Origin of the sequence: Mucilaginibacter aurantiaciroseus, assembly GCF_024055595.1 — a bacterium.
GTDB lineage: Bacteria > Bacteroidota > Bacteroidia > Sphingobacteriales > Sphingobacteriaceae > Mucilaginibacter > Mucilaginibacter aurantiaciroseus.
Genome location: NZ_JAMXOF010000001.1, coordinates 643,810 through 667,083 on the forward strand (window position 1 = coordinate 643,810; position 23,274 = coordinate 667,083).

29 protein-coding genes are annotated in these 23,274 nt (G+C 42.9%); 5 read left to right on the plus strand and 24 right to left on the minus strand.

What is annotated here, in order from left to right; all coding sequences use genetic code 11:
- Positions 1–73 precede the first annotated feature (73 nt).
- From hisD to NAF17_RS02990, 5 genes are all read right to left on the minus strand, one after another.
- Entirely contained in the window at positions 74–1,360 is a 1,287-nt protein-coding gene (gene hisD / locus NAF17_RS02970; protein WP_252756490.1) for a histidinol dehydrogenase, read from the minus strand.
- Positions 1,361–1,506: 146 nt separating this feature from the next.
- Positions 1,507–2,358, minus strand: coding sequence for an ATP phosphoribosyltransferase (gene hisG, locus NAF17_RS02975; RefSeq protein WP_252756491.1), 852 nt, complete (start codon positions 2,356–2,358; stop codon positions 1,507–1,509).
- Positions 2,359–2,697: 339 nt separating this feature from the next.
- Positions 2,698–4,218 (minus strand): hypothetical protein, encoded by a 1,521-nt coding sequence (locus tag NAF17_RS02980; protein WP_252756492.1) that lies wholly within the window; start codon positions 4,216–4,218, stop codon positions 2,698–2,700.
- A 9-nt stretch (positions 4,219–4,227) separates the two neighbouring features.
- Positions 4,228–4,665 (minus strand): DUF4844 domain-containing protein, encoded by a 438-nt coding sequence (locus tag NAF17_RS02985; protein WP_252756493.1) that lies wholly within the window; start codon positions 4,663–4,665, stop codon positions 4,228–4,230.
- 6 nt (positions 4,666–4,671) lie between these two features.
- Complete coding sequence (locus tag NAF17_RS02990; protein WP_252756494.1) at positions 4,672–5,163, minus strand: D-glycero-alpha-D-manno-heptose-1,7-bisphosphate 7-phosphatase; 492 nt, start codon at positions 5,161–5,163, stop codon at positions 4,672–4,674.
- Between the two features lie 317 nt (positions 5,164–5,480).
- Between NAF17_RS02990 and gltB the strand changes: the two genes are divergently transcribed.
- Entirely contained in the window at positions 5,481–10,004 is a 4,524-nt protein-coding gene (gene gltB / locus NAF17_RS02995; RefSeq protein WP_252756495.1) for a glutamate synthase large subunit, read from the plus strand.
- Positions 10,005–10,012: 8 nt separating this feature from the next.
- Positions 10,013–11,494: a glutamate synthase subunit beta gene (locus NAF17_RS03000; protein WP_252756496.1), complete on the plus strand. Its 1,482-nt coding sequence runs from the start codon at positions 10,013–10,015 to the stop codon at positions 11,492–11,494.
- A 469-nt stretch (positions 11,495–11,963) separates the two neighbouring features.
- On the opposite strand, the gene NAF17_RS03005 is transcribed toward NAF17_RS03000, so the two are convergent.
- Together NAF17_RS03005 and NAF17_RS03010 are read right to left on the minus strand one after the other, a co-directional pair.
- Positions 11,964–12,497, minus strand: coding sequence for an RNA methyltransferase (locus NAF17_RS03005; RefSeq protein WP_252756497.1), 534 nt, complete (start codon positions 12,495–12,497; stop codon positions 11,964–11,966).
- A gap of 69 nt (positions 12,498–12,566) precedes the next feature.
- A complete protein-coding gene (locus tag NAF17_RS03010; RefSeq protein ID WP_252756498.1) occupies positions 12,567–13,739 on the minus strand; it encodes a galactokinase in 1,173 nt (390 codons plus the stop codon).
- 148 nt (positions 13,740–13,887) lie between these two features.
- Between NAF17_RS03010 and NAF17_RS03015 the strand changes: the two genes are divergently transcribed.
- On the plus strand, positions 13,888–14,178 hold the full coding sequence (locus NAF17_RS03015; RefSeq protein ID WP_252756499.1) for a YciI family protein: 291 nt from the start codon (positions 13,888–13,890) through the stop codon (positions 14,176–14,178).
- Between the two features lie 53 nt (positions 14,179–14,231).
- On the opposite strand, the gene NAF17_RS03020 is transcribed toward NAF17_RS03015, so the two are convergent.
- The 5 genes from NAF17_RS03020 to NAF17_RS03040 form a co-directional block, all read right to left on the minus strand.
- Complete coding sequence (locus tag NAF17_RS03020; protein ID WP_252756500.1) at positions 14,232–14,621, minus strand: hypothetical protein; 390 nt, start codon at positions 14,619–14,621, stop codon at positions 14,232–14,234.
- A gap of 78 nt (positions 14,622–14,699) precedes the next feature.
- A complete protein-coding gene (locus NAF17_RS03025) occupies positions 14,700–15,572 on the minus strand; it encodes an aldo/keto reductase (protein ID WP_252756501.1) in 873 nt (290 codons plus the stop codon).
- Positions 15,573–15,708: 136 nt separating this feature from the next.
- Positions 15,709–15,921, minus strand: a complete 213-nt coding sequence (locus tag NAF17_RS03030; RefSeq protein ID WP_252756502.1) for a DUF1761 family protein — start codon at positions 15,919–15,921, stop codon at positions 15,709–15,711.
- Complete coding sequence (locus tag NAF17_RS03035; protein WP_252756503.1) at positions 15,884–16,108, minus strand: DUF1761 domain-containing protein; 225 nt, start codon at positions 16,106–16,108, stop codon at positions 15,884–15,886. Before NAF17_RS03035 ends, NAF17_RS03030 begins: the two co-directional genes overlap by 38 nt.
- 66 nt (positions 16,109–16,174) lie before the next feature.
- Positions 16,175–18,889 carry a carboxypeptidase regulatory-like domain-containing protein gene (locus NAF17_RS03040; RefSeq protein ID WP_252756504.1) on the minus strand — a complete coding sequence of 905 codons (2,715 nt, stop codon included), beginning with the start codon at positions 18,887–18,889 and terminating at the stop codon, positions 16,175–16,177.
- A 177-nt stretch (positions 18,890–19,066) separates the two neighbouring features.
- Between NAF17_RS03040 and NAF17_RS03045 the strand changes: the two genes are divergently transcribed.
- Positions 19,067–19,537 (plus strand): CYTH domain-containing protein, encoded by a 471-nt coding sequence (locus NAF17_RS03045; RefSeq protein ID WP_252756505.1) that lies wholly within the window; start codon positions 19,067–19,069, stop codon positions 19,535–19,537.
- A 69-nt stretch (positions 19,538–19,606) separates the two neighbouring features.
- Here NAF17_RS03045 and NAF17_RS03050 read toward each other — a convergent pair whose 3' ends face one another.
- Both NAF17_RS03050 and NAF17_RS03055 read right to left on the minus strand, forming a co-directional pair.
- Complete coding sequence (locus NAF17_RS03050; protein ID WP_252756506.1) at positions 19,607–19,813, minus strand: hypothetical protein; 207 nt, start codon at positions 19,811–19,813, stop codon at positions 19,607–19,609.
- Between the two features lie 292 nt (positions 19,814–20,105).
- A complete protein-coding gene (locus tag NAF17_RS03055; RefSeq protein ID WP_252756507.1) occupies positions 20,106–20,210 on the minus strand; it encodes a GNAT family protein in 105 nt (34 codons plus the stop codon).
- Between the two features lie 131 nt (positions 20,211–20,341).
- On the opposite strand from NAF17_RS03055, the gene NAF17_RS03060 reads away from it, so the two are divergent.
- Positions 20,342–20,851 (plus strand): hypothetical protein, encoded by a 510-nt coding sequence (locus NAF17_RS03060; protein WP_252756508.1) that lies wholly within the window; start codon positions 20,342–20,344, stop codon positions 20,849–20,851.
- 106 nt (positions 20,852–20,957) lie between these two features.
- Here NAF17_RS03060 and NAF17_RS03065 read toward each other — a convergent pair whose 3' ends face one another.
- From NAF17_RS03065 to NAF17_RS03110, 10 genes are all read right to left on the minus strand, one after another.
- Complete coding sequence (locus tag NAF17_RS03065; RefSeq protein ID WP_252756509.1) at positions 20,958–21,131, minus strand: hypothetical protein; 174 nt, start codon at positions 21,129–21,131, stop codon at positions 20,958–20,960.
- A 25-nt stretch (positions 21,132–21,156) separates the two neighbouring features.
- Complete coding sequence (locus NAF17_RS03070) at positions 21,157–21,330, minus strand: hypothetical protein (RefSeq protein WP_252756510.1); 174 nt, start codon at positions 21,328–21,330, stop codon at positions 21,157–21,159.
- Positions 21,331–21,371: 41 nt separating this feature from the next.
- Positions 21,372–21,599: a hypothetical protein gene (locus NAF17_RS03075; protein WP_252756511.1), complete on the minus strand. Its 228-nt coding sequence runs from the start codon at positions 21,597–21,599 to the stop codon at positions 21,372–21,374.
- A 76-nt stretch (positions 21,600–21,675) separates the two neighbouring features.
- Positions 21,676–21,903, minus strand: coding sequence for a hypothetical protein (locus tag NAF17_RS03080; protein ID WP_252756511.1), 228 nt, complete (start codon positions 21,901–21,903; stop codon positions 21,676–21,678).
- A 69-nt stretch (positions 21,904–21,972) separates the two neighbouring features.
- Positions 21,973–22,200 carry a hypothetical protein gene (locus NAF17_RS03085; RefSeq protein ID WP_252756512.1) on the minus strand — a complete coding sequence of 76 codons (228 nt, stop codon included), beginning with the start codon at positions 22,198–22,200 and terminating at the stop codon, positions 21,973–21,975.
- Between the two features lie 63 nt (positions 22,201–22,263).
- Entirely contained in the window at positions 22,264–22,491 is a 228-nt protein-coding gene (locus tag NAF17_RS03090; RefSeq protein WP_252756511.1) for a hypothetical protein, read from the minus strand.
- 76 nt (positions 22,492–22,567) lie between these two features.
- Positions 22,568–22,714: a hypothetical protein gene (locus tag NAF17_RS03095; protein ID WP_252756513.1), complete on the minus strand. Its 147-nt coding sequence runs from the start codon at positions 22,712–22,714 to the stop codon at positions 22,568–22,570.
- Positions 22,715–22,741: 27 nt separating this feature from the next.
- On the minus strand, positions 22,742–22,891 hold the full coding sequence (locus NAF17_RS03100) for a hypothetical protein (RefSeq protein WP_252756514.1): 150 nt from the start codon (positions 22,889–22,891) through the stop codon (positions 22,742–22,744).
- Between the two features lie 50 nt (positions 22,892–22,941).
- Complete coding sequence (locus NAF17_RS03105; RefSeq protein ID WP_252756515.1) at positions 22,942–23,085, minus strand: hypothetical protein; 144 nt, start codon at positions 23,083–23,085, stop codon at positions 22,942–22,944.
- A gap of 39 nt (positions 23,086–23,124) precedes the next feature.
- Positions 23,125–23,271 carry a hypothetical protein gene (locus tag NAF17_RS03110; RefSeq protein WP_252756516.1) on the minus strand — a complete coding sequence of 49 codons (147 nt, stop codon included), beginning with the start codon at positions 23,269–23,271 and terminating at the stop codon, positions 23,125–23,127.
- Positions 23,272–23,274: the final 3 nt, after the last annotated feature.

The window sequence follows — 23,274 nt, forward strand, 5'->3', positions numbered from 1 at the left end:
ATCCTCTCCTTTAAGAAAGATTTAGGTGAGGCTTTCGCCCCAATGACGCGCTTATTTGTTATTTCATTGCTTCTTATTTCTTCATCCTCACACTTACCGCATTCCTATGCGCGTGCAGGCCTTCCATTTCGGCCAGTATCTCTACCGAGGGGCCTATATTTTGGATGCCTTCTTCGGTTAAATACTGGAAGGTTATCTTCTTCACAAACGAATCTACCGATACACCCGAATATGCCCTTGCATAACTGCTGGTTGGCAATGTATGGTTGGTTCCCGATGCATAATCTCCCACGCTCTCCGGGGTTAAATTACCAAGGAAAACAGAACCTGCGTTGATGATTTTTGGCGTTAACTCTTTCCATTTTTCGGTTGCTAAAATTAAGTGCTCGGGCGCGTATTCATTACTGAAATCCATCGCCTCATCCAAATTTTGGGTGATGATGATGTATGAATTATCCAATGCCTGTTTTGCAATTTCGGCACGTGGTAAAACGGCCAGTTGCTTTTGTACTTCTGCCAAAGTTTTATCAGCGATATCCTGCGAAGTACAAACCAGTATCGACTGGCTGTCTATCCCGTGCTCGGCTTGTGCCAGTAAGTCGGCGGCTACGTAAGCAGGTTTGGCACTTGTATCAGCAATCACCAAAACTTCCGAAGGGCCCGCAGGCATATCGATAGCAGTAGTAGTGGTTGATTGAATAATGGTTTTTGCTTTAGTTACAAACTGATTGCCTGGTCCAAAGATCTTATCAACCTTCGCAATAGTTTCCGTACCGTAAGCCATTGAGGCGATGGCCTGTGAACCACCAACTAAATAAACTTTATTAATACCCATCATCAACGCTACATAGGCGATAAACGCGTTAACCTTGCCGTTTTTTTGCGGTGGCGAGCAAACTACGATCTCCTTGCATCCCGCTATCCTTGCGGGGATACCCAGCATTAAAAATGTAGATGGCAATACAGCCGTACCACCGGGGATATAAAGGCCAACCTTTTCAATTGCTCTTAGCTCGCGCCAGCAGGTTACGCCGGGCATGGTTTCTACCTTATCCTCGTTTTTTAATTGCGCCTTGTGGAATTTATAGATATTGGCGTAAGCCGTTTGCAAAGCTTCCTGCTGATGTTCGGATATCGCTGAGGCGATCTCTTCCAGTTCGGCCTTGTCCAAGTAAAGTTTGGTCAGGTCAACTTTGTCAAACTTGCTGGCGTAGTCAATCAGGGCGCTATCGCCATGTTGCTTAACGTTTTCTATAACCTCCTCAACCAAAGCACGTATCTCGTTCGCAGGGTCAACATTACGTTGTACCAGGCGGGCGATGTCTTTTTTACTTAAGTCTGAATAATTGAATGTTTCCATAAGCCCCTCTAAACGGCGTAGCCCTCATGAACACCATAAGAACAACACCTTGTGAATAATCGCCCCCGGTAGGGGAGACTTTTATTTTTTTATACCCACTCCATAAAGTCCTTCCGCTTACCAGCGGAGAGGGTTTGGGTGGGGCTTTATAATATTATCTTCTCTATTGGCATTACTACAATGCCTTGCGCGCCGGCTTGTTTTAACTGGCTAATGCGGTCCCAAAAATCGCGCTCGGGGATAACGGTGTGTACTGCCATCCAGTCAACCTCGGCCAATGGCACTACCGATGGGCTTTTAACGCCCGGTAATAATGCGATTACCGCGTCAAGGTTTTTACGCTCTACATTTAGTACCACGTACTTGGTTTCTTTAGCACGCAATACCGACTGGATGCGCTGGATCAGTTCTTTGATCAGGTCATCGTTCTCGCTGCCTTTTTGGCCAATCAATATCGCTTCGCTGCTCATCACATCCGCAAATGGCACAAGTCCGTTGCTTTTTAATGTGCCGCCGGTAGATACCAGGTCGCAAATGGCATCGCTTAAACCAAGGCCCGGTGAGATCTCTACCGAACCCGAAATGGTGCGAATGTCGGATGTAATGCCTTTTTCTTTAAGGTATTTTCCTAATATAACAGGGTAGGTTGTAGCAATAGCTTTACCATTAAGCTGATCTAAAGCGGTGATGCTATTGTTGTTTGGCACCGCTATTTTTAATGAGCATTTACCAAAACCAAGTTTTTGCAGATAGCTAACTTCCACCTCGGTTTCTTCTATAACGTTTTCGCCTACAATGCCCAGGTCGGCAATGCCGTCTTGCACGTATTCGGGGATGTCATCATCGCGCAGAAAAAGGATCTCTAACGGGAAATTTGATACAGGGGAGATAAGCGAGCTCTTATAATTTTCGAAATTAAGGCCGCAATTTTTTAATAATTCAACGGATTTTTCGTTGAGCCGACCCGATTTCTGGATCGCTATTTTTAATGTTTTCACAAATTGATTTTTAGGAAATGAATATAAACGGAGGACGATATTTCGCGTAGAAACATATATTATCTGATCACCACATGGTGGTGATGGTGCAGATGTAAATGATATATGTTAAGTCCGTTCATTTTTATATTTTGCTTTGGGTAAGCGATGCAAATATATGTCCTATTTTATTAAATCAAAATTTTATGTGAAAATGATTATAAAAAATATAATTTTTGATATGCTTTTTTATAAGAATGGCAATATGTATAAGTGCTTATGTAATTGTTTGAAATCGAATTTTTGGAATTAATGAATTAACAGAATGAATTAGCCTAAATTCCTAAATTTGAGTTCAGACTATCTTTCTCCCTCATACTCATAAATAGCACCCTCGTCAAACTGCTTTATAACTTTCAGTTTTTTTACCTTTTGGATGTCTTTAATGTTGATAAGTTCCGGGTTCTCGAGGTTGTTGAACCAGATGAGGTAAAAGCGCTTGATCTTGTAAAATTTCTCTACATCCTTTTTAAAGAATATATGCGGCACCAGGTATGATGACATTCCCGAGAAGAAGTAAACCGCTTCGTGTGCATCCGAATATATACCCACATTCGGCGCAAACATGCCTTTATCTATCGTTTTTAAATATTTAGCAAATTCGGAGTCCATCCAGTCGTTATCGGTGTAGCCGGGGTTACCGTATTCGTCGGCTATCTGGTCGTTGTAGCGCTGTTTGTCCACCAAAAAGATCTTGGTGATATAGCCCAGCATCATCAGTATAAAAATAGCAGCAACGGCTATGCGTACACGTTTATTTAATATGCGTTTCAACAGCAGCAGGCCCCAACTGGTATAACCCCATAAAGCAGGGATGTACATCGGCGCCAGCAAACGCGGATTGATGCGTTCGTAACGTGAAAAAGTGGACGACAGCACAATGAATAACCCATAAACCAAGGCGAAGGTGATGGCTAAGTTCTCAAAACTGTCCAGTTTTCGGCGGGTGAAATTAAAGGCCAGCGCGGCTATAAAGCCAACCAAAATAATCACACCCAGTGGTAAAGCGAACACAGGGTACATATCCGGCGTCATGCCCATCCATTCGCAAAATACGCTGCCGAAGTAATAAAGGTTTTGGCTGAATGAGGTGATAGATGGTTCCCTTGGCCCGGTTACCGTGCCGGTATGCAGGGCGTTAAAAGTAAGGTTAGCAACCAGCAACGAAATACATATAGCACCGTATATTAATATATGGGTGATCTTTTTCTTGATGGGAAGTTTTCTGTCCAGCAGTAATAACAAGCCACCTGTACCAACAATAGTTACCGCAGCATAACGGGTGATACAAGCCACAGCGGCAATACCGGCAGCAAAGATGAGCCACTTGCCTGCGTGGGTAAGCAAATATTTGCGGAAAACGATGATGAAGAGCAGTACCTCGAGGATAAAAAGTGTTTCCGACCATAGATAGGAGTACACCTGCAACAAGCCGGGGTTTAATATGATTGCCGCCAATACCAGCCATTTATATACGTGCGAAGACGGTACGAACCGCGACATGATCCACCCGCTGGTAAATACCAGCGTGGCAAACATAAACATGTTGAGTACCGCGCCAAAAGCAACAGGGTCTGTCTGGCTTACAAAACTAATAAGGCCTAAAAATAGCGGGTAAAATACCGGGAAATCTACAATGGGGATGTTATTGAACGTATGCAGGGTGGCATGCGCAACAAAACTACGGGCGGCGCTGGTGTACATGATAGAATCGGGCGAGATACCTATGCCGCTATAACTGGTAAACAGGTATATGGCATAAAAAGCCATCGCCGAAAACAGTAGCGTGTCGTAGTTTTTTAATTTGTCAGGTATCTGCATGTAGTTCGTTTACTGTTTGTCGGCAGGTTCCAGGTTTTGGATCCATCTGTTTAATAGCGCTTCGGGGCTTTCCATGCCCACGTCGTCCATCAGTTTGGCAAAGTACGCACAAATGTGGGTTTTATCCTCGGCATCAAGGTCGGCATAAAAACCATTGAAGCGGGATAGGCCCAACTTTATATCCTCCAGGAACTTCTTTTCTGTAGGCCTGTCATTCCACGTTCTTACAAAGTCATCAACAGAAACGTTTAAGATGTTATTTAGTTTGGATTGCAGTTCGGGCTTAGGCAAACCGCGGTAATTGATCTCACCGGTTTCGGGCTTAAGTCTGCTCTTCATTTTAAACTGATTAAATTGCTGCCTGGCCTGGTAATTTTCGTCTTGTGCAGATGCGGTAGTAAGCACAAAGGCCGTCAGTATAAATATAATAAAGGATATTTTATTCATCGATGATTATGCTATCTGATCTAAAACGGTGCTTATGGGCTGGTCGCTATCAATCAAAATACCTTTAACGCCTGCCGCAGTGCCGGCCTCTACATCGCGCTCGCGGTCGCCAATAAAGTATGATCGGGATGGGTCGATGTTATATTTCTCAATCCCCTGAAAAAGCAAACCCGGTTTTGGTTTGCGGCAATCGCAGTCGCCGGTAAAGTTGGGGTGGTGGGGGCAGTAGAAAAAGTCGGTTATTTCTACACCATGTTCTTGATAAACCTGTTTTAAGTGCACGTGCATTTTACCAAGTTCAGTTTCGGTATACCAGCCTTTGGCTAAACCACCCTGGTTAGTAGCTACCAGTAGCATATAGCCACGGTTTTGCAGTTCTTTAAGCGCGTCAAAATTATCCAGTACGTGGAAATCTTCCAGTTTACATACGTAATCACCCATTTCGCGGTTTAAAACACCGTCTCTGTCTAAAAATACTGCTTTAATTTTTTCGGCCATGTTAATATAAGGTATAAGTAAGCCCCCTCTATATCTACACCGATAGGGGAGAATTTAAGCCCTTCCTTCCGGGGAGGGTTGGGAGGGCCTTTGGCAAAATTAGATTATTATGTTTATTTGCTATGTACGCATATTAAATAAACGTTAAGAATTATTAAATTCATACATAAAGTATATGATTATTGTCGACTTAATAATTGAATTGCAAAAAAACGCCATTGTTTTGATAAATTTAAAAAAATAAGTATCTATTTTATAAAAATATGAAAATTTGGTAATTTCGTTATTACCCGCATCACTAATAAGCGGATAAGAGAATGGACCAAACTGATTGTAACCAGCAGGGCCTATACAGGTCAGAATTTGAGCACGATTCCTGCGGAACAGGATTTATTACACATATAAACGGTCATAAATCGCATGCTATTGTTAGCGATGCCTTAACCATGTTAGAGAATATGGAGCACCGTGGTGCATGTGGTTGCGACCCCGAAAGTGGTGATGGCGCAGGTATCCTTATACAACTCCCCCACGAGTTTTTAATGGAAGAATGTTCTGATCTGGAGATCAGTTTACCCGAGCCGGGCGAGTACGGTGTAGGTATGTTATTCTTCCCAAAAGAGCCCGCTTTGAAGAAAGCCAGCCGCAAAATTATTGCCGCTGCTATCGAAAAACTGGGCTTTACTTTACTAGGTTACCGTAAGTTAAATGTTAATTCATCTGTAATTGGCGAAACCGCCCGCCAGGCAGAGCCGGATAGCGAACAGCTGTTTGTTGCACGCCCCCGCGCGGTTACCAACACCGAAGATTTTGAGCGTAAACTTTACGTTTTGCGCCGCTATATCAATAAAACTGTTACCGAAACTATCCCGGCAGCGGCAGAGCATTTTTACTTTACCTCGTTTTCTTGTAAAACCATTATTTATAAAGGGCAGGTAACCACTTACCAATTGCGTAAGTACTTCCCTGATCTGGCCGATCCCCGCGTTACATCGGGCCTGGCTTTAATCCACTCACGTTTCTCAACCAACACCTTTCCGTCGTGGAAACTGGCGCAGCCCTTCCGCTTAATTGCGCATAACGGCGAGATAAATACGCTAACCGGTAACCTTAACTGGTTCTATTCGGGCGTAAAATCTTTCGCGTCTGCCTATTTCACCAACGAGGAAATGGAGATGCTTTTGCCGGTTATCGATAACAACCAGTCAGATAGTGCCTGTTTGGATAACATCATCGAAATTTTGTTGCACACCGGCCGCTCGTTACCACACGTAATGATGATGCTGATACCTGAGGCATGGGATGGCAACGAGCAGATGGACCCAATTAAAAAAGCATTTTACGAATACCACGCTACTTTAATGGAACCCTGGGATGGCCCGGCCGCTATCAGTTTTACCGATGGTAAATTGGTTGGTGCCTTGCTTGACCGTAACGGCCTTCGCCCGCTTCGTTTTGTGATCACCAATGATGGCCGCGTTATAGCCGCATCAGAGGCAGGTACCTTAAAGATCGACGAAAGCACAGTTATTCGCAAAGGGCGCCTGCAACCGGGCAAAATGTTATTGATAGATACCGAAAAAGGGAAGATCATAACAGATGAAGAAATTAAAAAAGAAATCAGCGGCCAGCAGCCTTATGGTACCTGGCTTGATAATTATAAGATCCGTTTAGGTAATTTGCCTGAGCCGCGTTTATCATTCGCCAGCCTTAGTGCTGATGCTGTTTACCGTTACCAACAGGTATTTGGTTACAGCCGCGAGGATATTGATACCATCATCAAACCAATGGCTTTGGATGGTAAAGAACCAATTGGCTCAATGGGTACCGATGTGCCTTTGGCGATATTGTCTGACAAGCCACAGCACCTTTCCAGCTACTTTAAGCAGTTCTTCGCACAGGTTACCAACCCGCCGATAGACCCTATCCGCGAGCGTTTGGTGATGAGTTTGGCTACCTTCATCGGTAACAACGGTAACTTGTTGGACGAGGATAAAATGCACTGCCATTGCGTTGTGCTAAACCACCCGATATTAAAAAATCACCAGTTAGAAAAACTGCGTTCTATAGATACCGGGATGTTCCACGCTAAAACCCTGCAAACTTACTATAATGCAGATGGCAACCCGGGATCGATGAAAAAAGGTATTGCAAGGCTATGCCGCTATGCCGAAGACGCCGTTGATGATGGCTTTGAGGTATTAATACTAAGCGACCGTGCTATCGACTCGGAACATGCGCCTATCCCGATGCTATTAGCGGTATCTGCCGTGCATCACCACTTAATTAAAAAAGGCCGCCGTGGCGCGGTAGGTATTGTTGCCGAAACCGCCGACGTTTGGGAAGTACACCACTTTGCCACTTTGTTAGCCTTCGGTGCTACGGCTATTAACCCGTACCTGGCGCTATCTACTATTGAAACTTTAAAGAATAACGGGCATTTAGAAACCAGCCTTGATATAAAAACCCTTTACAAAAACTACGTAAAATCGGTTAACGATGGCTTGTTGAAGATCTTCTCTAAAATGGGGATCTCTACGCTGCAATCATACCACGGTTCGCAGGTATTCGAGATACTGGGATTGAATAAAGAGGTGGTTGACCATTACTTTACCGGCGCGGTTACCCGTATAGAAGGTTTAGGCTTGGACGAGATCGCTAAAGAATCGCTTTGCAAACACAAAATTGGCTTTAACAGCCCCAAAACAGAAAATCATTTATTGCCCGAGGGTGGTATTTACCAGTGGAAACGCCGCGGCGAAGCCCACTTGTTTAACCCAACCACGGTGCACTTGCTGCAGCATGCAACCCGCAGCAACAGCTACACGGTATATAAAAATTATGCTGCCGCGATAAATGAGCAGGCAGACAAGCATTACACCATCCGTGGCTTGCTTGATTTTGCCCATCACCGCGAAGCGATAAGCATTGACGAGGTTGAGCCGATAGAAAACATCATGACCCGCTTTGCAACAGGCGCGATGTCGTTCGGTTCTATCTCGCACGAAGCGCATAGCACTATGGCTATTGCCATGAACCGCATAGGCGGCAAAAGCAATACCGGCGAAGGCGGAGAGGACGAAATGCGCTATGAGAAAATGGCGAACGGCGATTCGATGCGCTCGGCTATTAAGCAGGTTGCATCGGCACGTTTCGGGGTAACCTCAAATTACCTTACCAATGCCGATGAGTTACAGATAAAAATGGCGCAGGGTGCAAAACCGGGCGAAGGCGGGCAACTGCCGGGCCACAAGGTTGACGACTGGATAGCTAAAACACGCCACTCTACACCGGGTGTTGGTTTAATATCGCCACCACCGCACCACGATATTTATTCTATTGAGGATTTGGCGCAGCTGATTTTTGATCTAAAGAACGCTAACCGTGCTGCACGTATCAACGTTAAGTTGGTATCCAAAGCAGGGGTAGGTACTATAGCGGCGGGTGTTGCCAAAGCACACGCGGATGTTATTCTGATCGCCGGATATGATGGCGGTACAGGTGCATCACCAATAAGTTCGGTTAAACATGCCGGTTTACCATGGGAGCTTGGCCTTGCCGAAGCGCACCAGACATTGGTACGTAACAAACTGCGCAGCCGAGTAGTATTGCAAACTGACGGTCAGTTAAAGACCGGTCGCGATTTGGCTATTGCTACCTTAATGGGTGCCGAGGAGTGGGGTGTTGCAACCGCGGCCCTTGTTGCCGGTGGCTGTATAATGATGCGTAAATGCCACCTGAACACTTGCCCGGTTGGTGTTGCCACGCAGGACCCTGAGTTAAGGAAATTGTTCAGCGGTAGCCCGGATCACGTTGTAAACCTGTTCCGCTTTATGGCCGAGGAGTTGCGCGAGATCATGGCCGAGCTTGGTTTCCGTACCATTAACGAAATGGTTGGCCGCGTACAGTTCTTAAAGGTTAAAGAAAACTTAAAAAGCTGGAAAGCGAAAACCATTAACCTGTCGGCTATCCTGCACCCGGTTACGGTAAGCAAAGGCAGCACGCTTTATAATAGCGAAAAACAAGACCATGGTATGGACGAGATCATCGACTGGGAATTGTTGAAAGCCGCTAAAGCAGCGCTGGAAGATAAAACGCCGGTATTCGCTACGTTTGATGTTATCAACGTGAACCGTACCATAGGTACCTTATTATCGAATGAAATTTCGAAGATCTATGGTTCTGCGGGCTTGCCCGACAATACCATCAACTATAAATTTAAAGGATCTGCAGGGCAAAGCTTTGGCGCTTTCGCTGCAAAAGGAATTTCTTTTGAGCTGGAGGGCGAAGCCAATGACTATGTTGGTAAAGGCCTTTCCGGCGCGCAATTAGCCATCTATCCATCTGCAAACGCTACGTTTAAGCCCGAGGATAACATCCTGATAGGTAATGTTGCCCTATATGGTGCAACAAGCGGCGAGTTGTATGTAAGGGGTATGGCAGGCGAACGTTTCGCGGTGCGTAACTCGGGCGCTACAACGGTTGTAGAAGGTATTGGCGACCACGGTTGCGAGTACATGACCGGCGGCCGCGCACTTATCCTGGGCGAAACCGGAAGGAACTTCGCGGCAGGTATGAGCGGTGGTTTAGCGTGGATCTACAACCCTAAGGGCAACTTTGCAGAAAACTGCAATACCGAAATGGTTGACCTTGACCCGCTATCGTTAAAAGACGAAGAGCAGATAACCGCCTTGCTGAAGAAGCATGTTAGCCTAACCGGCAGCAAGCTGGCGCAAAGTATCCTGAAGAATTGGGGTAAGGCATCATCGCAATTTGTAAAAGTATTCCCTAAAGAATATAAAAAAGTGTTAGAAAAATTAGAGTATCAAACCGTAAGCTAAATATCAGAATGGGAAAAGTTACAGGATTTCAGGAATTTAACAGGGAGCTTCCCCAAAAAACGCCTGTTGTTGAAAGGGTAAAAAACTTTAATGAATTTGTTGGTTTGTATTCTGATGAAAAACTAAACCAGCAATCGGCACGCTGCATGAACTGTGGGATCCCGTTCTGCCACTCGGGTTGCCCGCTTGGCAATGTTATCCCCGAGTTTAATGATGCCGTATACCGCAAAAATTGGGACGAAGCGTACCAGATCTTATCGTCAACAAATAACTTTCCGGAGTTTACCGGCCGTATTTGCCCTGCGCCATGCGAGTCTGCATGTGTACTGGGCATCAACAAACCACCGGTAGCTATCGAGGAAATTGAAAAACATATTATAGAGGTTGCTTATTCTAAAAATATGGTTAAACCAGTTGCCCCGTTAATTAAAACGGGCAAAAAGGTAGCCGTAATAGGTTCCGGCCCTGCAGGTTTAGCTGCCGCAGCGCAATTGAGCAAAGCAGGCCACGCTGTTACCGTTTTTGAACGCGACGACCGCCCCGGTGGTTTGCTGCGTTACGGTATCCCCGATTTTAAACTGGAGAAATGGGTGATAGACCGCCGTATCCAAATCATGGAAGAGGATGGCATCGAGTTTAAATGCAATGCCGAAGTAGGTAAAAACGTAGCTGCCGATGAGGTATTGCGTAACCACCACGCGGTAGTACTGGCAGGTGGATCTACTATCCCGCGTAACTTACCTATCCCCGGCAGGGAGTTTAAAGGCGTGTACTTCGCCATGGATTTCCTGAAACAACAAAACAAACGTGTTAGCAGCATCGCTGTTGAAGTGGAAGATATTTTTGCTACCGACAAAGATGTGGTTGTTATTGGTGGTGGCGATACCGGCAGCGATTGCGTGGGCACATCAAACCGCCAGGGCGCACGTTCTGTAAGGCAGTTTGAAGTAATGGTGCAACCACCGGAACAACGTACATCACACATGCCATGGCCAACTTACCCAATGGTTTTAAAGACCACCAGCTCGCACGAGGAAGGCGTTGAACGTTCATGGGGCATCAACACTAAAGAGTTTTTAGGGGACGCTGAAGGTAACCTAAGAGCCCTTAAAGTGACCGATGTAAGCTGGGAGATTGATGTAATGGGCCGCCCGATCAAATTCAACGAAGTTGAAGGCAGCGAGCGCGAAATACCATGCCAGCGTGTATTCCTGGCGATGGGTTTTGTGAACCCGCAGTTTGAAGGGACCCTGGAGCAGTTAGGCGTAGAGCTTGATGAGCGCAAGAATGTTAAAGCCAAAGAGGGTGTTTACCGCACCAATGTAAGCAAAGTGTTTGCAGCGGGCGATATTCGCCGCGGCCAGTCATTGGTTGTTTGGGCCATATCAGAAGGCCGCGAAGCTGCCCGCAAGGTAGATGAGTTTTTGATGGGCCACTCCAACCTGGAAAGTAAGGACGCGGTTAACCAGTTCGACCAGGTGTTTTATTAAGAATAATTAGTCAGTAAGTTATAATCCCGAGCCCTTGTCAGTTAATTCTGCAAGGGCTTTTTTAGTATTGTTCTCTTGTCGTTTTATGGTGATCTGAGGGCGAATTTAGGTGAATGAAAAACCTGTAAATTATACGATATTTACAACCATAAGTGTAAACTTATTTCAGTACGGGTCATCAAAAAGGGTGTCCCATTCCGTCCCATTCAGAAAATAGTGGAACACTTTTTTTAAAATATAAGTCACTAATTTTCAAAAACTTACAATTTTAGTTGACTTTTTAATGCATAAAGTCAAATTTTAATTAATTGATTATGAGGCGCTTGTAAAAAGTGTTTCGTTTTCTAATATAAATAGTGAGACACCTGTCTGAATGTGCCTATTTTTCCGATGGATTTTCTTACCTGTCGTCAATATTTTAATCATTTTCAAAACGCGGTTAGCGCGGGTCCCCACCATGAACCATGAACTAAGAGCGAACTATCTTCGAGAAGAAATCCCACAAAACAATACCTGCCGATACCACAATGTTGAACGAATGCTTGGTGCCAAACTGCGGAATCTCAATGCAGGCATCTATATTTTGCATTACCTCGTCGCTCACGCCATTTACCTCGTTGCCGAAGATAAGCGCGTATTTTTCGTTTGACGCAGGGGTGAAAGTGTTGAGCATAATACTGTTTTCGGCTTGCTCAATAGCTATTATTTTATAACCATCTGCGCGGAGGGCTTCCACAGCTTGCAAGGGTGTTTCAAAATATGTCCAGTTGATGGATTGTGTGGCACCAAGGGCGGTTTTCTCTATCTCGCGATGCGGCGGCTGGGCGGTTATGCCGCAAAGGCAAACCTGTTCAACTGCAAAACCATCAGATGTGCGGAAGATAGAGCCAATATTATGCATACTGCGCACATTATCCAGCACTACGGCCACAGGTAATTTGTCCTGAGCCTTAAATTCATCTACAGTAGCACGGTTCAATTCGTCCAGTTTTAACTTGCGCATAGAAGGGTATTAATAAAGTGCAAATATATCAATGGTTATCGTTTTTAACCACTCTCTACTCACCATTCACTATTTACTGCTCACCACTTCATTCAATATACCTACACCATCACCAATTAATGATGCATAAACGGATGGCGCGTAACCAATTTTATCTGTGTAATAAGCGCTTACTTCTTTGCTGAATTTATCAAAGGTGTCTTTTTTAACCAATGCTATGGCACAGCCACCAAAGCCTGCACCGGTCATACGTGCGCCAGCTACGTCGGGGTTTGTTTTAGCATAATTTACCACGGTATCCAGTTCTATGCCGCTTACCTCGTAAAGGTCGCGCAGGGATTGGTGCGATGCATACATCAGCCTACCAAACTCGGTAAGGTTATTATTGCTAAGCGCTTTTGCGGCCAGTTTTACACGATCGTTCTCTGCTACCACGTGTTTGGCGCGGTCCTGTACAGTGGCGTCAGTTATGAGGTGTTTGTATTTTTCGAACGTTGCGCCATCAATATCGCACAGGTAATTGATATCCAGTTCCTGTTTTAGGGCAACAAGGGCGCTTCGGCATTCCTGTACGCGTTGGTTGTATTTAGATTCGGCCAGTTTACGAGGTTTGTTAGTATTGATGATTGCCAGCAGGTAATCGCCAAGGTTACTGTCGACTGCCTGGTAGTCCAGCGTATCGCAGTTTAGCATCAGGGCTTTATTCTTCTCGCCAAAGGCAACGGCAAACTGGTCCATAATGCCACAGTTTACGCCAATAAACTTATTCTCAACAGCTTGCGAAAGCTTAACCAGGTCAAGGCGGCTGTAACCTGCCGTAAAAAGATCATTGAGCGCATAAGCGGTAACCACCTCTATGGATGCAGAAGAGGAAAGGCCCGAGCCAATAGGGATATCACCATAAAACAGCATATCAATGCCTTGCAGCTTTTTACCATCCTTCAAAAAATGGGCAATCACACCAACAGGATAGTTATACCAAACCTCGCCAACTTTTTTATGCTCGGAGTTTAAAGGTACTTCGGCTTGTTCGTTAAAGTTGAGGCTTTTGAAACGGAACACGTTTTCGTTATTGGGCGATACCAGTAAGCAAGAGCCGAATGTGATGGCACATGGCATAACCAAGCCACCATTATAGTCGATATGCTCGCCAATAAGGTTTACGCGGCCGGGTGAAAAGTAGGTTTTGGTTGCTTCTTTACCGTACTGTTTAACAAATTCTTGTTTCAGATCAGTTCTCATAAATTGGTTTTATAGTTGGGAAAACAAATATTGTAAATTATACAGTTATTCCGTAACGATAGGCAAAAGTTTTTTTAGAACAATAAATTTGCATGCTAAACAGAACTTGCATTTATTTGTTAATTATCCGTTATTAAACAAAACTACTATGAACCAATATATTGTTACAGGCTACGACTATACCGACGAAGGCGCACTTGAACGCCGCATGAACATCCGCCCGCACCATCTTGATGGAGCCAAAGCTTTAAAGGAAAGCGGCAATTACGTTTTAGGCGGCGCCGTACTAAACGACGAAGGCAAGATGATAGGATCGGTAATGGTGCTGCAATTTGAGAGCGAAGACGGCCTCGAGGCCTGGAAGCAAAGCGAATCCTACATTACCCAAAAGATCTGGGAAACGGTGGATGTTAAGCCGTTTAAAGTAGCAAATGTTTAGTAGAGAGACAAGAAATTAAGAGTCAGGAAACAAGACTACTTGGAAGAGAAAGATTATACTTTTTCGGCATATATCCATTGGCCGGCGGCGTTTCTTTTGTAAAGAACGGTTTGGTTTGTGCCTTCGGCTTTAAAGCTAAATTCAAAAGTTTGCTCGGCGGGGTCATCGGGCAGGAATTGTTCTATGATGCTGTCAGCTACTAAGCGTACTGTATCTTCTTTGGGTAGCTGTTCTGTTTTAGCTTGAAGGCTGGCTTGATAGTCTACAAAGTTGGTGAAGGCTGGCTTATGGCCATCAAGCTCTCGTGCTGCGTTAAAAGCGGCTTCTTCTGCTTGTTGGCGGTATTCTTCCATGGCTTGTAGTAAACCATAGGCTGCTATTTCTGGTGTGCCGTCCTCGCCATGCGAATAATAGCTGTTTAATATTTCCTCTTTGCTTTTCACAGGCACAAAAATACATATTAACAAAAAAGGATGCTGATCATTTCAGCATCCTTTTTTGTTATAGTAGATATTTTGGAATTATCCAACAGGAGGCGATATACCATCCAGTTCGTCAATGTCCTCAGCATCCAGCACTACGCCGGCTGTTTTCATGTTTTCTTCCAGGTGAGCTACGCTTGATGTACCCGGTATCAGCAGGATGTTTTTAGAGTGGTTTAGTAACCAACTCAAAGCAACCTGGTGTACAGTTGCGCCATATTTTTCAGCTACCTTTTGGAGTTTTTCCTGTGCTGCCACGTTACCTGCATTCAGCGGGAACCATGGGATGAACGCGATATCGTTATCCTCGCAAAAATTTAGTACGCCTTCCCACTTACGGTTGTCCACACTGTACATATTCTGTACCGATACCACCTCAAAATAGTCCTGTGCTTTTTTAATATCGTCGATATCAACCTCAGATAAACCAATATGGCGGATCTTTCCTTCGGCTTGTGCTTGTTTTAAAAATTCAAAGCTTTGCTCGGCAGGTACGTTAGGGTCAATACGGTGCAATTGGTAAAGGTCTATCTGATCAAGTTTTAAACGTTTCAAGCTACCTTCAAGTGCTTCTTTTAGATGCTCGGGGCTCGAATTTACCGGCCATTGATCGGGCCCGGTGCGGAGCAAGCCACCCTTTGTACCAATGATCAAATCGGCAGGGTATGGATATAATGCCTCGGCTATTAATTCTTCTGAAATATGCGGGCCGTAGCTATCGGCAGTATCAATAAAATTCACTCCAAGTTCTATCGCGCGTTTTAAAACGGCAATAGCTTCGTCGTGGTCTTTTGGCGGGCCCCAGATGCCTTTGCCGGTAATGCGCATTGCGCCGTAACCTATGCGGTTAATCTCCAGGTCGCCGCCTATGCTAAATGTTTTTGGCGATGTTGATGTTGTTGCGTCACTCATAATATTGGTTCTTATGGTAAAATGAATAAACGCTAAATAAGGCTTATTGTTCGGGGCAACGGTTCACAGAAGTGTCATATCGCCTGGTTGGAGTAATTAAAATGATAACAAATATAGGAGATTTTAATAGTGATGCTTACCGCTTGGCACCTAATATAGTACCTATAATGGTTAATAATACCACGCTATAGCCACCATTTATATAAATGTAGCGCCAGGTTTTAAGTTCAAATAATGAGGCGGTTGCGATAGCAAAAAACGTCCATACACCGGCCATGAAACCCGCCGTAGTGCCCCAGGCAACATCTGTTTTAGCATTGGCCAAAAAAGCCGCGAGGTTTACCGTCATTATCAGCTATAAAAAGAACGTGAAACCAAAGATCTTCGCTTTTTTGCCTTTTTGTAACAGTTCTGTTGTTACTGTCTGCCATCCATGCTTTGCCAAATACGGGAGGTGCATACCAGATACCGCCAACAGCAAAGCCCGATAAACCTGCTACAGCAACGGCAGGCCAGTAAATAAGTGATGCATCCATACGGGTTAGGTTTAGTTTACCTTAGCGTATGTAAATAAATTAATAATGCAAACGTAACATGCCGATTTACTTTATGGTATATCTAAATATATACCTGCCCAGGTTACCCTCGGTGTCCATGCCTTCTATAACCGCGCGGTAACTGCCTTTGCTATCCGAATTAAAGTACTCGAAAGATGTTAACCCTGTTTTATCGGTTTTGATTTTGGGGCTCCAAAAAATTGTGCTGCGCAGATCGCCGCCAAAGGTACCTGATTTTAAAGGGTCGTACTTAGGTGAGTAGAATTCACGCGGGATACTGTAGCCCTGCGCATTGTAACTAAGTAAGTTGCCTTTAGGGAGCATCTCTTGCAGTTGTGCGAAGGTTATTTTATCGGTTTTGATCTTACGAGTAATAATGGATATAATACCATCAGACATGTAATTTTTGTTGATGTTGCTTAATCCGTCAGATTTAAATACCTCTATTGTTTCTACATCGTTACCACGATAGCCGTTAAGCGTTTGGTAGTCCACGGGGCTACCGTTCAAAAATACCTGCAGTGGTAGTTTGTTTTGATTGGATATGTTTTTTGTGAAATAGAGGGCATTATTTTCTGCCGATACGCCTAATAACATTGTAGGCAAGCAAACATATAGGTTTGGGCAATCTTTAAAACGTTCGCCTGGGATTTGCTGGTCGGACATCATAGGCAGGGCAGATAGGGTGCCGTAGTCACTATGGGTTGCTTTTTTCACTAAAGATGTAGACTTAATAACCACTTCCTTTAAAATGTGCAAATTATCGTATTGGCGCTTACTGTTTAACATTAAGTTTTTGTAGGTGCTGTCTATATTGGCAACTTCATCTAAAGCGTTTGTATTTTTTGTGGCCGGTTGGTAGCTGTCTCCGGTTACCGATATCATCATGCTTTTGCTATTGGGATTATTACGCGCACTGATAATTACCTGTGCCGAATCGGGGTAGGTTAATTTGGAGAACTTGAAATTGCCGCTCATATCTGCTACGGTTTCTGCATAATAATTTTTAGCCGGTATCTGGATACGCAGGTTACCTTTAGAAATTGGCATGCCTGTGTTATTGCGTAAAATGCCACTCACTTCCAGGCCTTGCTGCTCGGGTGTAAGGAAGATCTGCGGGAACTTGCCGGTTATAATATTACGGTACGAAATACGGCGGTACCCCTGCGTTAACATTAGGATATCCAAATTGGCATCTACATTAGGATCCTTACTTACAAAATAATAGTTTGGTTTTTCGATGTAACCCTTAATGTCTGATGTTAGCAAAAGGTTACTCATAATAGTGGTTTCGCTGTCTTCATCAACGGGCACTTTCGTTTCATCAATAACTGCTACAGAAAATTCTCCCTCGGCAGGTATAGCATTATTTTTTGCAGATACTGCAAACTTTACCTTTTGCCTTACCGAGAACGTCTTACGATCTGGTGCTATGGTTAGGTTAAGCGCGTTATTACGTTTAATAAATACAATACGCTCGGCCAGGGCAATGCCACGATCACTAAATAAAGTTAATTGTATAAGCCCTGTTGGGAATTTATTTTTGGGGATGGCCGCGCTGTAGGTTAGCGTTTCTAAAGCAGTTTTAGCTGCAAAATAAATAGCACCGCCGTTTTGGGCCGCTACGTAATAGATCTTGCCCTGGTTGGCTTTAAAATACGGATCGTTTGCAGATAGTTTTATATTAATGTTATCAGCATCGGTATTGTAAACGGATAACGTGATACCGGCAGGTTTTATCCGCGGCATTTCGTAAGTTGTTGTAACCCCGTCTCCAAACGTGACGTTGGCTTTGTAGGTTTTACCATCCTCAGGCATTAGCGCAAAAATACCCATACCCATGTGGGACGATTCTAAATTTGCTATAACTGCACCCACATTATCAGTAATGGTGCCTTTAATATTTACACCAAGCCCATTAGTGCCAATGGCCTTAAACGCAATTTTTGAGCGTACGCCAAGAGTAAGCTCGCCTCCTTCGGGAAAAAACTGCACGTCGCGGTCGGCGGCGGCGGCGGTTAGCAGGAATTTTTTAAGCGTTTCTTTTTTGCCGGGCAGTTCTAAATTAGTTGTTAGCGTGGCGGTTTTTAGCGATGCAACGGCAGTTTCGGTAAGTACAACATTTAGTACGCCGTTGACGTCGGTAGTGCCTTTGCCTTTGCTTAATTCATCGCCGGTGGGGTTAGTTATGCTCCAGTTTACTTTTTTGTTGGCTAATACTTCACCGGGTTGAGTGTAGGTGATAGTAGCGCTAACTTTGGGTTGGCCTGCTGTGCGGTTAAATGTAATACTGGTGTTAACCTGGGTTTGTATGGCATTGCCAATGGTAATGGTTTTATTGTAATAATAATCCGTTTCGAAATTACGCATCCAGTTAGTATAGGCCCTTAAATGATAGTTGCCTTGTTTGTAAGTATCGGGCGATAGGATGATGTTACCATGGGCTACGCCATTTATAACCGGCAGTTTAACCAGTTTCATGATAGAATCCTGGCCGGCAATATCTATATACACTATATTACTAAGGTTTGATGGCTGATGCTTATCAAGCGATACATATGCTTTAAACCAAATGGTATCGCCGGCGGCATAATAGGGTTTATCTAAATGCAGGTAAACTTTCTCTATCGGGAAGTTGGTGATGTAGTTGACCGTTTTGGTAATAATGGTACTTAGGGCAACAGTATCACGTTGGGCAAAGGCAGGGGCAATTAAACAGGTGGCCAAAAGTGTGGTCAGCGCGAATTTTTTCAGGCTCATTATAATAGTTAAAGTAGCTTGGCTAATATAAACATTTAGCTTTACCGCATATTAAGCGGTTTAAGTTTTAACATTTCATTAACTTTTAGGCTGATGAAATTGAAGATTAAGTAAACTGTATAAACGATTTTTTAAAAATAGTATTATTGTAAATTAAGTGCTACAAAACATTAGCTTATGCCAACAGAAATAGAACGGAAATTTTTGGTAGACCATACCAAATGGGAAAAAGTTATAAAACCCAATGGTAAGCTGTATAAGCAAGGCTATATATTAAGTGAAGAAAAACGCACGGTAAGGATTCGTGTTACGGATACAGTCGCTTATATTACGCTAAAGGGGGCAACTACAGGCATTAGCCGAAGCGAGTATGAGTACACTATACCTGTTAACGAGGGTAACGAGATATTGCAAAACTTTGCTACATCATATATAGAGAAAATACGTTATGACATTAACTATGGAGGGCATTTGTGGGAAGTTGATGTTTTTAGAGGCGTAAACAACGGACTTATTGTTGCAGAAATTGAACTTAAAAGCGAAGATGAACAATTTGAAAAACCCGATTGGGTAGGGGAAGAAGTAAGCCACGATGGCCGATATACCAACGCCAGCCTGTCAGTAAATCCATATAAGGTGTGGGCCTAACCGTATTAAATATTAATCCAATAAAAAATCTGCCTAATTGAGGCAGGTTTTTTATTGGATTAATATTATTTACCAGCCAGAACCTTTTTTTGCATTACCTGCTTTAACGTGCTCTTCTGCTGTAGCTTTGCCCATTATAGCTGCCATTTTGTTACCTTCTGCATCTTTACCTGTAGCAATGTATCTGCCAGATTTGATGTCGATAACCGGATCGATCATTGGAACATTTTTAGTTTTAGTCTTTACTGAATACGCTGTGATTCCTGAAGCTGCCATGTTTAGTTTTTTTTAAATTTTAATTGTAACTGGATTAATTATGTTTTTGTTTTAATTATCTGTTAGTTTGTTTAGCACCCTAACAGGTAATGTTTATAATAATGAAGGCAATATATGTATTTATACTTAACTAACAAATTATACAAAAGATGATTTTTTTGCACATATTATCGAATAAATGGCCGAATCGGGAAATTCATCGCTATAATAGAAACTCTGCTTAAAGTAACGCGCTCTTACAAAGCCTGTTTTCTCTATTACAGCTATACAAGGTAGATTGGACGGATTTACGCTAGCATTCGGTACAATGCAGCATAATTTTGTCAAAAGCATAGCGGGTTATAGCGTCAATAGCTTCGGTCATCAAGCCCCGGCCCTGATAGGCAAGCACCAGCATAATATGGTAAAGGTTTATATCAACATAATTTATACCTTTAATATAAGCTGTCTGAAATGATGCATGTATAATAAAGTATCGAACTTTTTAACAAACCCGACGTTTATTAATCAAACAATAAAATATTTAGCATGAAACCATACACTATATTAAGCATATGCGCGCTGGCCCTGGCCTCGTGTACAGGTAACGGAAACAAAGGGTCGGATACAACTAAAACGGTTGCAGAAGATACCTCTAAAGGGGCTAGGCTGAATGCACCCGCCCAAAATATGGAGTATTGCTTTTTGCGTACCGAGGGCACAAGCAACCAGGATACTACAGCAATACATTTAATTATTAATGCCGAAAAGGTAAATGGCGAAATGCAATGGCTACCCAAAGAGAAGGATGCGCGTAAGGGAACCCTTGAAGGTACTATGAAAGGTAACGATATTAAAGCGGTGTGGACTTTTTTGCAGGAAGGGACGAAAGATACAATGGCTGTTGCGTTTAAACTATCTGCGCAGGAGTTGGGCCAGAAACCATTTAAGGTTACTAAAGATGGCCGCCAGGAAACTGACGGGGCCGCGGGTTATACTATAATATATAAGCTTGATAATTGTAGCAAATTTAAAACTGCTGCCAAACCGGCCTTATAATATATAAATGAAAAATTGAGTTTTTAAAAACTTCTACTTTATTTAAAGCCTCGTTATTTATAGCGGGGCATTTTTGTTTTATGTTGATACAAGTTTAACGCGAAGATCAGTCAGCAGTGCCTATGTCTGATTTTGGGGCGGCGGTGCTTTTAACAGAAGTTGTTATAGCATCCTGTTTTAGTTTGTTCGCTTCAGCTTTATTATCAGTTTTAATTGTAAGCGAATATGCGGTTACTGCTGATGTTAATATTAATGCTGCGGCTACGATAGTTTTTTTCATGATATCTACGATATGGTACTTACAGTTAGTCGGCTGAGCCTACGTCTGCTTTTGGAGTGTTTGCGCTCTTTACACTAACTGTTACTGCGTCTTCTTTCAATTTGTTAGCATTTACTTTGTTATCAGTTTTGGTAGTAAGCGAAAATGCAGTTACTGCTGATGTTAACACTAATGCTGCGACTATGATTATCTTTTTCATGTTTGTTGTATTTGCTGGTGAACTGTAGTGATGGTTGTTTATTAGTCTGCAGTGCCTACGTCTTTTTTGTTATCAGCGGTACCAACATCTTTTTTGTTTTTAGCGTCAGCAGTGCCAACGTCTTTTTTATTATCTGCGGTACCAACATCTTTTTTGTTTTTAGCGTCAGCAGTGCCAACGTCTTTTTTGTTTGTGAAAGTTGCTGCGTTAACGGTAGTTGCTGTTAGTGCGCTAAAGATGATTGCTGTTGCTATGATTAATTTTTTCATGATATGTGTTATGTGTTTTGTGGTTATGATGTTATTTGTGTTTGTATGTGTTATTGTTATTTATCGCTGTTGTTTATTAGTCTGCAGTGCCTACGTCTTTTTTGTTATCAGCGGTACCAACATCTTTTTTGTTTTTAGCGTCAGCAGTGCCAACGTCTTTTTTATTATCTGCGGTACCAACATCTTTTTTGTTTTTAGCGTCAGCAGTACCAACGTCTTTTTTGTTTGTGAAAGTTGCTGCGTTAACGGTAGTTGCTGTAAGTGCGCTAAAGATGATTGCTGTTGCTATGATTAATTTTTTCATGTTATGTGTTTTGTGGTTGTGATGTTATTCGTGTTTGTATGTGTTATTGTTATTTATCGCTGTTGTTTATTAGTCAGCAGTGCCTACGTCTTTTTTGTTATCAGCGGTACCAACATCTTTTTTGTTTTTAGCGTCAGCAGTGCCTACGTCTTTTTTGTTATCTGCGGTACCAACATCTTTTTTGTTTTTAGCGTCAGCAGTACCAACGTCTTTTTTGTTTGTGAAAGTTGCTGCGTTAACGGTAGTTGCTGTAAGTGCGCTAAGGATGATTGCTGTTGCTATGATTAATTTTTTCATGATATGTGTTTTGTGGTTGTGATGTTATTTGTGAGTGTGGTTGATATATGTTGTGATTGTTTATTAGTCTGCAGTGCCTACGTCTTTTTTGTTATCAGCGGTACCAACATCTTTTTTGTTTTTAGCGTCAGCAGTGCCTACGTCTTTTTTGTTATCTGCGGTACCAACATCTTTTTTGTTTTTAGCGTCAGCAGTGCCAACGTCTTTTTTGTTTGTGAAAGTTGCTGCGTTAACGGTAGTTGCTGTAAGTGCGCTAAAGATGATTGCTGTTGCTATGATTAATTTTTTCATGATATGTGTTATGTGTTTTGTGGTTGCGATGTTATTTGTGTTTGTATGTGTAATTGTTATTTATCGCTGTTGCGAATTAGTCTGCAGTGCCTACGTCTTTTTTGTTGGCTACTGTGCTTTTTTCAAAAGTTGCAGTTGGTTTAATCTCGGCGTTTTTTGTGCATGATGGTAATGCGCCTGCGCTTAAGATGATGATTGCTGCTGCTATGATTGATTTTTTCATGGTTGTTATTGTTATGATGTTAGATAATTAGTCGGCAGTGCCAATGTCTTTTTTAACAAGCGCCAGGCTTAAGTCAATTGAAATGTTGGCAATTGGTTTTACAGTTACCTGTTTGGTGTACGATGGTAAAACCGCTGTTGATAAAATGATTGATGCTACTATTAATATCTTTTTCATAACTGTATTATTTGATTTTTAAGGGGTGTTAAATATTTCGATAGGGTTAATTAATCGGCGGTGCCAACGTCTTTTCTGAATGTGATGTTGTTTTGCTCAATTGTTGCCGCCGGTCTTACATTAACCTGTTTGGTGTATGACGGTAAAACGCCTGTTGTTAAGATTAATGCTGCTGCGATAATTAACTTTTTCATATGCTGTGTTTTAATATTTTTATTCTTGTTTGTTTTAAATTAGTCTGCAGTACCAATATCTTTTCTGATACCTGTGGTCGCCTTTAAAAACATGTTCATCGCAATGCGAATATTTGTGGGTTTTACGCTGCCGGATACTAACAATCCACTAAGTATAACTACGTATGCAAGTGCTATTTTTTTCATATT